Raw genomic sequence first — 12872 nt, forward strand, 5'->3', positions numbered from 1 at the left:
ACACAAAAAAAACGCCCCCTTTCGGGAGCGTTCTTTTTTACAGCGCGTGTATTACTTGCGCTTCATCGACAAGAAGAACTCGTCGTTGGTCTTGGTCGTCTTCAGCTTGTCGACCAGGAACTCGATGGCAGCCACTTCATCCATCGGGTGCAGCAGCTTGCGCAGGATCCACATACGCTGCAGTTCGTCGTCGGCAGTCAGCAACTCTTCGCGGCGGGTGCCGGAGCGGTTGATGTTGATCGCAGGGAACACACGCTTCTCGGCGATCTTGCGATCCAGAGGCAGTTCCATGTTGCCGGTACCCTTGAACTCTTCGTAGATCACTTCGTCCATCTTCGAGCCGGTTTCAACCAGCGCGGTGGCGATAATGGTCAGCGAGCCGCCTTCTTCGATGTTACGCGCAGCACCGAAGAAACGCTTTGGCTTCTCGAGGGCGTGGGCATCGACACCACCGGTCAATACCTTGCCGGAGCTCGGGATCACGGTGTTGTAGGCACGGGCCAGACGGGTGATGGAGTCAAGCAGGATCACCACGTCTTTCTTGTGTTCAACAAGGCGCTTGGCCTTCTCGATCACCATTTCGGCAACCTGTACGTGACGGGTCGGCGGCTCGTCGAAGGTCGAGGCAACCACTTCACCGCGCACGGTGCGCTGCATTTCGGTCACTTCTTCCGGACGTTCGTCGATCAGCAGCACGATCAGGTGAACTTCAGGGTTGTTACGGGCGATGTTCGCTGCGATGTTCTGCAGCATGATCGTTTTACCGGCTTTCGGCGGTGCAACGATCAGACCGCGCTGGCCTTTGCCGATCGGGGCGCACAGGTCGATTACACGACCGGTCAAGTCTTCGGTGGAACCGTTACCGGCTTCCATCTTCATGCGCACGGTCGGGAACAGCGGGGTCAGGTTCTCGAAGAGAATCTTGTTTTTCGCGTTCTCGGGACGATCGAAGTTGATCGTGTCGACCTTGAGCAGGGCGAAATACCGCTCGCCTTCCTTCGGAGGGCGGATCTTGCCAACGATGGTGTCACCGGTGCGCAAGTTGAAGCGGCGGATCTGGCTTGGCGAGACGTAGATATCGTCCGGGCCGGCCAGGTAGGAAGCGTCAGCGGAGCGCAGGAAGCCGAAGCCGTCCTGGAGAATCTCCAGCACGCCATCACCGGAGATTTCCTCGCCGCTTTTCGCGTGCTTTTTCAGCAGGGAGAAAATCACGTCCTGCTTGCGCGAACGGGCCATATTTTCTATGCCCATCTGTTCGGCCAATTCGAGCAGTTCGGTAATCGGCTTTTGCTTGAGTTCAGTCAGATTCATATAGGAATGACGTAATCATTTATGGAGGGGGGGAAATTAAGCTTTTGGCTTAATGAGGCCGCGCCGCGGAGAAGGCGACAGGATCGCGAACTAATTCGAAAAGGAGTGCGTCGGCGACGGCTAGCAGGGGGCAATGGAGAAACCAGTGCGGGGCCGAATGTACCACCTGAGTTTCGGAGCGTCTAGCCCTGAATATGCAAAAAGCCCCGCTAATTGCGGGGCTTTTTTTCAGGCACTTTACTGCGACGCTTAGATGTTGGCGTCGAGGAAAGCCGCCAGTTGCGACTTCGACAGCGCGCCGACTTTGGTCGCTTCAACGTTGCCGTTCTTGAACAGCATCAGGGTCGGGATACCACGCACGCCGTGCTTGGCCGGGGTTTCCTGGTTCTCGTCGATGTTCAGTTTGGCAACGGTCAGCTTGCCTTTGTAAGTCTCGGCAATCTCGTCCAGAACCGGAGCGATCATTTTGCAAGGACCGCACCATTCAGCCCAGTAATCGACCAGGACAGCGCCTTCGGCCTTGAGTACGTCGGCTTCGAAGCTAGCGTCGCTAACGTGTTTGATAAGATCGCTGCTCATGGAATTCTCCAGGTTGTAAGCAAAAAAACGTGGCCCATCATAGCCGCCCTTCCCCTGTTCAGGAAGCCGCAGTTGATTGAGTCTTGCTATGGCACTCGATGAGTTTGGGTATAGCTCAAGTCACGCCGTGGCGGGGGCAATGAAGGAAATTCCGGTGCGCAGTGCGGCATTGCGCACGTGTTCCTGCATGGCTTTTTGCGCCGCACCGGACGCCCGGCGCGCGAGGGCCCGCAGGATCTTGCGGTGTTCCTGCCAGGTTTCCATGGCGCGCTCGGCGCGGATGAACGGTAGTTTCTGGCTTTCCAGGAACATTTCAGCGCTGGCCGTAAGGATGCTCAGCATCGCCTGATTGCCGCTGGCCAGGAGGATCCGTCGGTGAAATTCGAAGTCCAGTTTCGCGGCGGCGTCAAAGTCGCCGGCCTTCAACTGATCGCGCATGGCCGCGACATTGTCTTCCAGAGCATCCAGATCGAACGTGCTCAAGGTCACCGCCGCCAGCCCCGCCGCAAAACCTTCCAGTGCATAGCGCAACTGAAAGATATCCAATGGCGACGCCTGCGCCGCGAACGACCAGCCCGGTGCGTTTTCGCCGCGCGACAACTCCACTGGCGACTGCACGAACACGCCTTTGCCCGGCTGAATACTGACCACGCCCAACGCACTCAACGATGACAGCGCCTCACGCAAAGACGCCCGACTGACACCCAGTTGCAGCGCCAGATCCCGCTGCGACGGCAAAGCATCGCCCGCACCGAAACCCTGCTCGGTGATCAGTTTGCGGATCGCTTGCAGCGCCACTTCGGGTACCGCACGGGAAATCGAGTTCATGGTTTTCAGACGCGCCAGGCCAATGTGCGGCTAGTTGTAAAGCTATTCGGCGAGTCCGGCAAGTCGTGCCCCAGCAGGGTTCGGCGAACCTGGCAGATGCGCCATGGCAGTGCGAAAAACAACCTGACTGTTCAGACCAGTAAGACCGAACAAAGCCGCTGAAACTGCGGCCTGCCGGGATAAAAGGCACGTCTTGGCACGGCCCATGCTCTGTCCGATCGCAGAAATCACTTCCCGCCGATCCGGAGATTGTTCATGACCAAGCGTTACAGCGCCCTCCTCGCCGCCCTGTTTTCCAGTCTGCTGCTCAGCCAGGCTCCCGCTCACGCCGACGGTCTCGACGACGTGGTCAAACGCGGCACGCTGAAAGTCGCCGTGCCCCAGGATTTCCCGCCGTTCGGCTCGGTCGGCCCGGACATGAAGCCTCGCGGCCTGGACATCGACACGGCGAAACTGCTGGCCGACCAGCTCAAGGTCAAACTCGAACTGACCCCGGTCAACAGCACCAACCGCATCCCGTTCCTGACCACTGGCAAAGTCGACCTGGTGATTTCCAGCCTCGGCAAAAATCCTGAGCGCGAGAAAGTCATCGACTTCTCCCGCGCCTACGCTCCGTTCTACCTCGCCGTATTCGGCCCGCCAGACGCCGCCATCGCCAGCCTCGACGACCTCAAGGGCAAGACCATCAGCGTCACCCGTGGCGCCATCGAAGACATCGAATTAACCAAAGTCGCCCCCGAAGGCGTGACCATCAAGCGCTTCGAAGACAACAACTCGACCATCGCCGCTTACCTCGCCGGCCAGGTCGACCTGATCGCCAGCGGCAACGTAGTGATGGTCGCGATCAGCGAAAAGAACCCGAAGCGCGTGCCGGCGCTGAAAGTGAAGCTCAAGGACTCGCCGGTTTACGTCGGCGTGAACAAGAATGAAGCGGCGCTGCTGGCCAAGGTCAACGACATCCTGACCACCGCCAAGGCTGACGGCGCACTGGAAAAGAATTCGCAGACCTGGCTGAAAGAGCCGCTGCCGGCCGATCTCTGATCGACTGCGCGGGAGACCTTCATGGCTTATCAGTTCGATTTCATGCCGGTGGTGGAAAACACCGACCTGCTGCTGCGCGGGGCGCTGTTCACCCTTGAGCTGACAGCCATCGGTGCGTTGCTCGGGGTCGGCGTCGGGATTGTCGGGGCGTTGGTGCGGGCGTGGAACATCCGCCCGTTCTCGGCGATCTTCGGCGTCTACGTCGAGTTGATCCGCAATACGCCGTTTCTGGTGCAGTTGTTCTTCATCTTCTTCGGCCTGCCGTCGCTGGGCGTGCAGATTTCCGAGTGGCAGGCGGCGGTGCTGGCGATGGTGATCAACCTCGGTGCCTATTCGACCGAGATCATCCGCGCCGGCATTCAGGCGATTCCGCGCGGGCAACTGGAAGCCGCAGCGGCATTGGCGATGACGCGCTTCGAGGCGTTCCGCCATGTGGTGCTGCTGCCGGCACTGGGCAAGGTCTGGCCGGCGCTGAGCAGCCAGATCATCATTGTCATGCTCGGCTCGGCGGTGTGTTCGCAGATCGCTACCGAAGAATTGAGCTTCGCTGCCAACTTCATTCAGTCGCGCAACTTCCGCGCTTTTGAAACCTACGCGCTGACCACGCTGATCTACCTGTGCATGGCGCTGCTGATTCGCCAACTGCTGAACTGGATCGGCCGGCGCTACATCAGCAGGAGCCGCGCATGAGCGATTTCACCTTCTGGGACATCCTGCGCAACCTGCTCGTCGGCCTGCAATGGACGCTGGCGTTGTCGCTGGTGGCGTTTATTGGCGGCGGCCTCGTCGGGTTGCTGATCCTGATCATGCGCATCTCGAAAAATCCTCTGTCGAGCAACATCGCCCGTACCTGGATCGAACTGTTCCAGGGCACGCCGCTGCTGATGCAGCTGTTTCTGGTGTTCTTCGGCGTGGCCCTGGCCGGGATCGAAATCTCGCCGTGGATGGCCGCGGCGATTGCCCTGACCTTGTTTACCAGCGCCTATCTGGCGGAGATCTGGCGCGGTTGCGTCGAATCGATTTCCAACGGCCAGTGGGAAGCCTCGGCAAGTCTGGCGCTCAATCCGCTGGAGCAACTGCGCTACGTGATCCTGCCGCAAGCGCTGCGCATCGCCGTGGCGCCGACCGTGGGTTTCTCGGTGCAAGTGGTCAAAGGCACCGCCGTCACCTCGATCATCGGTTTCACCGAGCTGACCAAGACCGGCGGCATGCTCGCCAACGCCACGTTTGAACCGTTCATGGTCTACGGCCTCGTCGCCCTCGGCTACTTCCTGCTCTGCTACCCCTTGTCCCTCAGTGCGCGCTACCTGGAAAGGAGACTGCATGCCTCTGCTTAGAATTTCCGCCCTGCATAAATACTACGGCGATCACCACGTGCTCAAAGGCATCGACCTCAGCGTCGAGGAAGGCCAGGTCGTGGCAATCATCGGCCGCAGCGGCTCGGGCAAATCCACCCTGCTGCGCACGCTTAATGGTCTGGAATCGATCAACGACGGCGTGATCGAAGTCGACGGCGAGTATCTCGACGCCGCGCGCGCCGACCTGCGCAGCCTGCGACAGAAGGTCGGCATGGTGTTTCAGCAGTTCAACCTGTTCCCGCACCTGACCGTGGGCGAAAACGTCATGCTCGCGCCGCAGGTGGTGCAGAAAGTGCCGAAAGCCAAGGCAGCGGAACTGGCGCGAGAGATGCTGGAACGGGTTGGCCTCGGGGAAAAATTCGATGCCTTCCCGGATCGGCTTTCCGGCGGCCAGCAGCAGCGCGTAGCGATTGCCCGGGCACTGGCGATGTCGCCGAAAGTGTTGCTCTGCGACGAGATCACCTCGGCGCTCGACCCGGAACTGGTCAATGAAGTGCTCAGCGTCGTGCGGCAACTGGCCAAGGAAGGCATGACACTGATCATGGTCACCCACGAAATGCGTTTTGCCCGCGAGGTCGGCGACAAACTGGTGTTCATGCACCACGGCAAGGTGCATGAGGTGGGGGATCCGAAGGTGTTGTTTGCCAATCCGCAGACGGCGGAGCTGGCGAACTTTATTGGCACAGTTGAAGCAACAGCCTGAATCTGCCTTATCCTGATCGTTCCCACGCTCCGCGTGGGAATACAGCCAGGGACGCTCCGCGTCCCAAAAGCGGACGCAGAGCGTCCGGTGAGGCATTCCCACGCAGAGCGTGGGAACGATCAGGTTCGGGGTGCGCACTCCGGCGGTTTGAACCGTGCGCGTTGGCGCCAGCGTTTGATCGTGGCACGATGTCGAGGTTATCGACCGAGACCCCCTGACCATGCCGCAATCCCAAGCCAAGAATCTGTCCCTGATCGCCGCAATCGACCTGGGCTCGAACAGCTTTCACATGGTCGTGGCCAAGGCCCAGAACGGCGAAATCCGCATTCTCGAGCGCCTTGGCGAGAAGGTTCAACTGGCCGCGGGCATCGACGATGAGCGCAAGCTCAACGAAGAATCGATGCAGCGCGGCCTCGATTGCCTCAAGCGCTTTGCCCAACTGATCAACGGTATGCCGCTCGGCGCCGTGCGCATCGTTGGCACCAACGCTTTGCGTGAAGCGCGCAACCGCCTCGAATTCATCCACCGCGCCGAAGAAATCCTCGGCCACCCGGTGGAAGTCATCTCCGGTCGTGAAGAAGCGCGCCTGATCTATCTGGGCGTGTCGCACACCCTCGCCGACACCCCGGGCAAACGCCTGGTTGCCGACATCGGCGGCGGCAGCACCGAGTTCATCATCGGCCAGCGCTTTGAGCCGCTGCTGCGCGAAAGCCTGCAGATGGGCTGCGTCAGCTTCACCCAGCGCTACTTCAAGGACGGCAAGATCACCCCGGCCCGCTACGCCCAGGCGTACACCGCGGCGCGGCTGGAGATCATGAGCATCGAACACGCCCTGCACCGCCTGACCTGGGATGAAGCCATCGGCTCCTCGGGCACCATCCGCGCCATCGGCCTGGCGCTGAAGGCCGGCGGCCATGGCACTGGCGAAGTGAATGCCGAAGGTCTGGCCTGGTTGAAGCGTCGGCTGTTCAAGCTCGGCGACGTCGACAAGATCGACTTTGAAGGCATCAAACCGGATCGCCGGACCATTTTCCCGGCGGGCCTGGCGATTCTCGAAGCGATTTTCGACGCCCTCGAACTGCAACGCATGGATCACTGCGACGGCGCGCTGCGTGAAGGCGTGCTCTACGACCTGCTCGGCCGCCATCATCATGAAGACGTGCGCGAACGTACGTTAACTTCGCTGATGGAGCGCTATCACGTCGATCTGGAGCAGGCGGCGCGTGTGGAACGCAAAGCTTTGCACGCGTTTGATCAGGTGGCGGTGGACTGGGAACTGGATGACGGCATCTGGCGCGAACTCCTCGGTTGGGCAGCGAAAGTGCACGAAGTCGGCCTCGATATCGCGCACTATCACTACCACAAGCACGGCGCCTACCTGATCGAGCACTCGGACCTTGCCGGCTTCTCCCGCGAAGACCAACAGATGCTCGCGCTATTGGTGCGCGGCCACCGCCGCAACATTCCCAAGGACAAGTTTGCCGATTTTGGCGACGACGGCGACAAGCTGATTCGCCTGTGCGTATTGCTGCGCTTTGCGATCCTGTTCCACCATATTCGTGGCACCCAAGCGATGCCGCAGGTGGTGCTGCACGCCAAGGGCAACACCCTGGATGTGGAATTCCCGGAGAACTGGCTGGATGAGAATCAGCTGACTCAGGCGGATTTCGGGCTTGAGGCGGATTGGCTGACGCGGGTGGGCATCGTCCTCACCGTTCACTGAGTTGAATCTCCGGTGCAAAAAAGGCGATCCTTCTGGATCGCCTTTTTTATAGGGTTCGACTTGAGAGCGGAGGTGAACCTTCCCCTCACCCCAGCCCTCTCCCGAGGGAGAGGGAGCCGATTTGGGGGCTTTTCAAATCCTGAGTTCGACTCGATTTCTCAGGTCGGAGCATAGCGTAAGACACCTCGGTCAGTCCCCTCTCCCTCCGGGAGAGGGCTAGGGTGAGGGGCTTTTGACCTTCAAGGCTTTAGCTGCTCACCGGCAAGATCGGGCTGCCCAACCGCTCCAGCAACGTCGCCTGCGCACTGCGCGGGTTCTGGTTGCCGGTCGGCGTGTTGCGGATGTAACGACCATCCGACTGCAAGCTCCAGCTGTGGGTATTGTCGGTCAGGTACAGCTCCAGCTCTTTCTTCACGCGAGTCAGCAGTTTTTTGCCTTCGACCGGGAAGCAGGTCTCGACGCGCTTGTCGAGGTTGCGCTCCATCCAGTCGGCGCTGGAGAGGAACATCTGCTCGTCGCCGCCATTGAGGAAGTAGAACACCCGGGTGTGCTCAAGGAAGCGGCCGATGATCGAGCGCACATGGATATTGTGCGATACCCCGGCAATCCCCGGACGCAGACAGCACATGCCGCGCACCACCAGGTCGATACGCACACCGGACTGGCTGGCCTTGTACAGCGCGCGAATGATCTTCGGATCGGTCAGCGAGTTGAACTTGGCAATGATGTGCGCCGGCTTGCCTTCAACAGCGAACTGGGTCTCGCGGGCAATCATGTCGAGCATGCCCTTCTTCAGGGTAAACGGCGCATGCAGCAGCTTCTTCATGCGCAGGGTTTTACCCATGCCGATCAGCTGGCTGAACAGTTTGCCGACGTCTTCGCACAAAGCGTCGTCGGAGGTCAGCAGGCTGTAGTCGGTGTACAGCTTGGCGTTGCCGGCGTGGTAGTTACCGGTGCCGAGGTGCGCGTAGCGGACGATTTCGCCGGCTTCGCGACGCAGGATCAGCATCATCTTGGCGTGGGTCTTGAAGCCAACCACACCGTAAATCACCACCGCACCGGCCGCTTGCAGACGGCTGGCCAGTTGCAGGTTGGATTCTTCGTCAAAGCGCGCACGCAATTCGATGACCGCCGTCACCTCCTTGCCGTTACGCGCGGCATCGACCAGCGCATCAACGATCTCGGAGTTGGCGCCGGAACGGTACAGCGTCTGGCGCACAGCGAGAACGTGCGGGTCTTTCGCCGCCTGACGCAGCAGGTCGACCACCGGGGTGAATGACTCGAACGGGTGCAGCAGCAGAATGTCCTGCTTGCTGACCACGCTGAAAATGTTTTCGCTGTTCTGCAGCAGTTTCGGGATCTGCGGGGTGAACGGCGTGTATTGCAGCTCCGGATGGCTGTCCAGACCGGTGATGCTGAACAGCCGCGTCAGGTTGACCGGGCCGTTGACCTGATACAGCTCGCTCTCGCTCAGGTTGAACTGCTTGAGCAGGTAATCCGAGAGGTGTTTCGGGCAAGTGTCAGCGACTTCCAGACGCACCGCATCACCGTAACGACGCGAGAACAACTCGCCACGCAGGGCGCGGGCCAGGTCTTCGACGTCTTCGGAGTCGAGCGCCAGGTCGGCGTTTCGGGTCAGACGGAACTGGTAGCAGCCCTTTACCTTCATGCCCTGGAACAGGTCATCGGCGTGGGCGTGGATCATCGACGAGAGGAATACATAGTTGTCGCCGGGGCCGCCGACTTCTTCCGGCACCTTGATGATCCGTGGCAGCAAGCGCGGCGCCGGGATGATCGCCAGACCGGAATCGCGACCGAAGGCGTCGATACCTTCCAGCTCGACGATGAAGTTCAGGCTCTTGTTCACCAGCAACGGGAACGGGTGCGTCGGGTCGAGGCCGATCGGGGTGATGATCGGTGCGATCTCGTCGCGGAAATAGCGGCGCACCCAGGTTTTGATCTTGACCGTCCAGTTGCGGCGACGGATGAAGCGCACCTGATGCTTTTCCAGCTCCGGCAACAGAATGTCATTGAGGATCGCGTACTGACGGTCAACATGACCGTGGACCAGCTCGCTGATCCGTGCCAGCGCTTGATGCGGCTGCAGACCATCGGCACCGGCCTGTTCACGGGCGAAGGTGATCTGTTTCTTCAGGCCGGCGACGCGGATTTCAAAGAATTCATCGAGGTTGCTGGAGAAGATCAGCAGGAACTTCAAGCGTTCCAGCAACGGATAGGACTCGTCCAGCGCCTGTTCCAGCACGCGGATATTGAATTGCAGTTGCGAGAGCTCGCGGTGGATGTACAGGCTGCTGTCATCCAGGCCCGGAATGGTAATCGCCGGCACCGCCGCCGCAGGTTCGGCCACCGGCGCGGGTGGCGCAGGCTCCAGTTCCGGCGGGGTCTCGGTGATTTGCTCGACCACCGGTTGAGCTTCTTTTACTGCAACTTCCGTGAGTCCTTCGGTATTCATTGAATGTTCCTGGGAGGGCTATTTCTGCTCTCGTAACAATTGAGCGGCGCGGACAGCAAAGTAAGTCAGGATGCCATCAGCGCCGGCACGTTTAAAGGCGGTCAGTGATTCGAGAATCACCGCCTCGCTCAACCAGCCATTCTGGATCGCCGCCATGTGCATGGCGTATTCGCCGCTAACCTGGTAGACGAAGGTCGGCACTTTGAAGGCATCTTTTACCCGGAAAAGAATGTCCAGGTAGGGCATGCCCGGTTTGACCATGACCATGTCCGCGCCTTCAGACAAGTCCGCACCCACTTCGTGCAGCGCTTCGTCGCTGTTGGCCGGATCCATCTGATAAGAGGCTTTGTTGGCCTTGCCGAGGTTCGACGCCGAACCGACCGCATCACGGAACGGGCCGTAATAGGCGCTGGCGTACTTGGCCGAGTAGGCCATGATCCGCACGTTGACGTGACCGGCGATTTCCAGCGCTTCGCGAATCGCCTGAATGCGACCGTCCATCATGTCCGACGGCGCGACAACCTGAGCGCCGGCTTCGGCATGGGACAAGGCCTGACGGACCAGTGCGTCGACAGTGATGTCGTTCTGCACGTAGCCCGCTTCATCGAGTATGCCGTCCTGGCCGTGGGTGGTGAACGGGTCAAGCGCGACGTCGGTAATGACACCCAGTTCCGGGAAACGCTCACGCAGCGCGCGGGTGGCGCGCTGGGCGATGCCTTCGGGGTTCCAGGCTTCAGCGGCGTCGAGGGATTTCAGTTCAGGAGGGGTGACCGGGAACAGCGCCAGCGCCGGAATCCCCAGCTCGACCCATTTGGCCGCTTCTTCGAGCAGCAGATCGATCGTCAGCCGCTCTACCCCGGGCATCGAGGCCACGGCTTCGCGGCGATTTTCACCGTCGAGCACGAACACCGGCAGGATCAGGTCATCGACCGTCAGCACATTTTCCCGCACCAGCCGACGCGAAAAATCATCACGACGATTGCGGCGCAGGCGCGTGGCAGGGAACAGACGGTTGGCTGGGGTAAAGCTCACGGCGGACTCCTGAGCCCGCGCAAACGGGCGAGCGTGACAGTTATAGACGGCCATTATGACGAACAGATGACAGTTGTGTGAGGCCCGTGACATGTAGCCGCATTCCATTCTCAGTGTAGGAATTGTTCACGTCGAGACACATTTGGACACTTTCATGAATGTGTCCGAAGGGTTAGGCTGCGCGTTCATTTCGCCAGCACCCAGACAATGCTCCAACAATTTCTGCATGACTTTGGCTACTTTGCCTTGTTCCTCGGCACGTTTTTCGAAGGCGAAACCATTCTGGTGCTCGCGGGCTTCCTCGCGTTCCGTGGATACATGGACATCAATATGGTGGTGGTCGTGGCGTTCTTCGGCAGCTATGCCGGCGATCAGCTGTGGTACTTCCTCGGCCGCAAGCACGGGCGCAAGTTACTCGCGCGCAAACCGCGCTGGCAGATGATGGGCGATCGCGCGCTGGAGCATATTCGCAAGCATCCGGACATCTGGGTGCTGAGCTTCCGTTTCGTTTATGGCTTGCGCACGGTGATGCCGGTGGCGATCGGCCTGTCGGGTTATCCGCCGGGACGTTATCTGCTGCTTAACGGCATTGGCGCTGCGATCTGGGCGACGGCGCTGGCCGCTGCGGCTTACCACTTCGGTGCGGTGCTGGAAGGCATCCTCGGCAGCATCAAGAAGTACGAGCTATGGGTATTGGGCGCGTTGCTGGTGCTCGGCGTTGGTCTGTGGCTGCGCCGCCGCTTCAAGAATGCGCGATTGGCCAAGCAGGTTTACGCCGACGAGCAAGCCGCGAAAGCGGCACTGCTGAATCAAGCCGAAGCGTCCAAACCTGCCGAACCGAAGACGCCAGCCGAGTAACTCGCTGGCGACTGGCTACAGCCCGCCGGCACTGAGCGGGCTGGCCGACGCTTTCAGTCAGATACGTCACTTTTGTCCTCGCTGCTCTGGCGCATTCAAGTTCGCCAGCGGCGTTCTCACGCCGGAAATCTCCCGCTTGTTACGCAGCAGGCAACCGCAATTAATGAACACCCCGCCGTTGTTGCGATCCATGTAGAAAGCGTTCCATGCAGGTGCAGCCACCACTTCAGCCTATGGCAACGCGCGACAATTTAGTGGACATTTAGCGCCATGAATCTGGAGAGAAACCCATGAGCAAAAAAGTTGCAGTGATCCTGTCCGGCAGTGGCGTGTACGACGGCGCCGAGATCCATGAAAGTGTCATCACCCTGCTGCGCCTCGACCAACGCGGCGCGCAGGTGCAGTGCTTCGCCCCGAACATCGCGCAATTGCATGTGATCAATCACCTGACCGGCGAAGAAATGCCCGAGTCGCGCAACGTCCTGGTGGAATCGGCGCGCATTGCACGTGGCAACATCAAGGACATCCGCGAAGCCGACGTCGACGACTTCGATGCGCTGATCGTGCCGGGTGGGTTTGGTGCGGCGAAGAACCTTTCGAACTTTGCCGTTGAAGGCGCAGGCTGCACTGTGCAGCCTGAGGTGCTGGCCTTGGCCGAGGCGTTCGCCGAAGCCGGCAAACCCGTTGGCCTCATGTGCATTTCCCCGGCGCTGGCGGCGAAGATCTATGGCCCAGGCGTGACTTGTACCATCGGCAACGACGCCGACACGGCCACGGCAATGAACAAGATGGGCGCCACCCACGAAGACTGCGCGGTGACGGAAATCATCGAAGACAAGGCGCGCAAACTGGTGACAACCCCGGCTTACATGCTGGCGCAGAACATCAGTGAAGCGGCGTCGGGGATCAACAAACTGGTCGATCGCGTGCTCGAACTGACCCACGAAAACGACGCCTGATCCCCCC

13 protein-coding genes are annotated in these 12872 nt (G+C 60.1%); 7 read left to right on the forward strand and 6 right to left on the reverse strand.

What is annotated here, in order from left to right:
* Nucleotides 1-51: 51 nt before the first annotated feature.
* The 3 genes from rho to QOM10_RS28215 all read right to left on the reverse strand — a co-directional run bounded on the left by rho (nucleotide 52) and on the right by QOM10_RS28215 (nucleotide 2718).
* Nucleotides 52-1311, reverse strand: coding sequence for a transcription termination factor Rho (rho, locus tag QOM10_RS28205; protein ID WP_003229334.1), 1260 nt, complete (start codon nucleotides 1309-1311; stop codon nucleotides 52-54).
* A gap of 249 nt (nucleotides 1312-1560) precedes the next feature.
* On the reverse strand, nucleotides 1561-1890 hold the full coding sequence (gene trxA / locus QOM10_RS28210) for a thioredoxin TrxA (RefSeq protein ID WP_003206727.1): 330 nt from the start codon (nucleotides 1888-1890) through the stop codon (nucleotides 1561-1563).
* A gap of 120 nt (nucleotides 1891-2010) precedes the next feature.
* Nucleotides 2011-2718, reverse strand: a complete 708-nt coding sequence (locus QOM10_RS28215; protein WP_102901411.1) for a FadR/GntR family transcriptional regulator — start codon at nucleotides 2716-2718, stop codon at nucleotides 2011-2013.
* Nucleotides 2719-2973: 255 nt separating this feature from the next.
* Between QOM10_RS28215 and QOM10_RS28220 the strand changes: the two genes are divergently transcribed.
* The 5 genes from QOM10_RS28220 to ppx all read left to right on the forward strand — a co-directional run bounded on the left by QOM10_RS28220 (nucleotide 2974) and on the right by ppx (nucleotide 7543).
* The gene (locus tag QOM10_RS28220) at nucleotides 2974-3759 is read left to right on the forward strand and encodes a transporter substrate-binding domain-containing protein (protein ID WP_007911166.1); all 786 of its coding nucleotides are present in this window, start codon (nucleotides 2974-2976) and stop codon (nucleotides 3757-3759) included.
* A gap of 21 nt (nucleotides 3760-3780) precedes the next feature.
* The gene (locus tag QOM10_RS28225; protein ID WP_007911165.1) at nucleotides 3781-4449 is read left to right on the forward strand and encodes an amino acid ABC transporter permease; all 669 of its coding nucleotides are present in this window, start codon (nucleotides 3781-3783) and stop codon (nucleotides 4447-4449) included.
* On the forward strand, nucleotides 4446-5096 hold the full coding sequence (locus QOM10_RS28230) for an amino acid ABC transporter permease (RefSeq protein WP_110718085.1): 651 nt from the start codon (nucleotides 4446-4448) through the stop codon (nucleotides 5094-5096). Before QOM10_RS28225 ends, QOM10_RS28230 begins: the two co-directional genes overlap by 4 nt.
* On the forward strand, nucleotides 5083-5820 hold the full coding sequence (locus tag QOM10_RS28235; protein WP_007911148.1) for an amino acid ABC transporter ATP-binding protein: 738 nt from the start codon (nucleotides 5083-5085) through the stop codon (nucleotides 5818-5820). Before QOM10_RS28230 ends, QOM10_RS28235 begins: the two co-directional genes overlap by 14 nt.
* Before the next feature lie 220 nt (nucleotides 5821-6040).
* A complete protein-coding gene (gene ppx / locus QOM10_RS28240) occupies nucleotides 6041-7543 on the forward strand; it encodes an exopolyphosphatase (protein ID WP_016985904.1) in 1503 nt (500 codons plus the stop codon).
* 247 nt (nucleotides 7544-7790) lie between these two features.
* Here the strand turns inward: ppx and ppk1 are convergent, their stop codons facing one another.
* A complete protein-coding gene (ppk1, locus tag QOM10_RS28245; RefSeq protein WP_127930184.1) occupies nucleotides 7791-10016 on the reverse strand; it encodes a polyphosphate kinase 1 in 2226 nt (741 codons plus the stop codon).
* A gap of 18 nt (nucleotides 10017-10034) precedes the next feature.
* Nucleotides 10035-11048, reverse strand: a complete 1014-nt coding sequence (gene hemB / locus QOM10_RS28250; protein ID WP_150749815.1) for a porphobilinogen synthase — start codon at nucleotides 11046-11048, stop codon at nucleotides 10035-10037.
* Between the two features lie 207 nt (nucleotides 11049-11255).
* Here hemB and QOM10_RS28255 point away from each other — a divergent pair, with 207 nt between their 5' ends.
* Entirely contained in the window at nucleotides 11256-11906 is a 651-nt protein-coding gene (locus QOM10_RS28255; RefSeq protein ID WP_127930186.1) for a DedA family protein, read from the forward strand.
* Nucleotides 11907-11972: 66 nt separating this feature from the next.
* Here the strand turns inward: QOM10_RS28255 and QOM10_RS28260 are convergent, their stop codons facing one another.
* Nucleotides 11973-12098, reverse strand: coding sequence for a hypothetical protein (locus QOM10_RS28260; protein WP_263596559.1), 126 nt, complete (start codon nucleotides 12096-12098; stop codon nucleotides 11973-11975).
* Between the two features lie 98 nt (nucleotides 12099-12196).
* Here QOM10_RS28260 and elbB point away from each other — a divergent pair, with 98 nt between their 5' ends.
* Nucleotides 12197-12865 carry an isoprenoid biosynthesis glyoxalase ElbB gene (gene elbB / locus QOM10_RS28265; protein WP_016985900.1) on the forward strand — a complete coding sequence of 223 codons (669 nt, stop codon included), beginning with the start codon at nucleotides 12197-12199 and terminating at the stop codon, nucleotides 12863-12865.
* The last annotated feature ends 7 nt before the right edge of the window (nucleotides 12866-12872 follow it).

This window comes from Pseudomonas sp. P108, assembly GCF_032613195.1.
GTDB lineage: Bacteria > Pseudomonadota > Gammaproteobacteria > Pseudomonadales > Pseudomonadaceae > Aquipseudomonas.